The sequence below is a fragment of the Mesorhizobium sp. WSM4847 genome (assembly GCF_055811335.1).
In genome coordinates this window covers 1-577 of sequence record NZ_JBVVPY010000108.1, presented here as the reverse complement: position 1 = coordinate 577, position 577 = coordinate 1, and the positions used below count along the sequence as shown (strand labels likewise).

The following is a 577-nucleotide window of genomic DNA, read 5'->3' as shown; positions in this document are numbered from 1 at the left end:
AACCCCATAGCACTCTTTGCATTTGCAGTGCCGATCGAGCTCGAGAAATTGGAAATATGGCGGCTGCTGTCCTGGAAAATCGGTAGAATTCCGAAACCCTGCCTAGATAGCAGTTTCGCCTCCACTGGTGTGATGGTTTTTGGGCTCGCGGATCCTGCGTAATACCGAATGACCGTGGTCACCCCCGATCTTCGCAAGAAAGCGAGAAATTTCCGGCCCGCCTTATTGTTGAGACGGACGCTGACATCCGCTGCGGACCATCCGTCCGCCTTCGCGAAGTCTTCACAATAGGGCATGGGCTTTCCCGATACAAAGCGCACCACCGACTTCGCTCCGCCGACGGAATGTGCGGTATTCACATGTTCAACGAGCGTGCTGCTTTCTGGCTGAATGTAAAGTCTGGCATACGGATCAGGGCAAGACGCGCAGGTAGTAAGGTGAGCCGCTCGGCGGGCCGAAGCGGCCGAAAACCTGCGCGATAGTGGACTGCGTATCCTTGCTTGACAGATTCAGGCACGCCTTCAGCAATGTTGAGGTGACGGCGAAACTGCCAGGGCTTCCACCATCGAAAACGGCA

The 577-nt window shown here is 55.6% G+C and carries 1 protein-coding gene; it reads right to left on the bottom strand.

The window, feature by feature from the left end; all coding sequences use genetic code 11:
- A partial coding sequence (locus tag AC0L28_RS34740) for a glycoside hydrolase domain-containing protein (RefSeq protein WP_473483002.1) occupies positions 1-296 on the bottom strand: 296 nt, incomplete at its 3' end.
- Between the last annotated feature and the right edge of the window lie 281 nt (positions 297-577).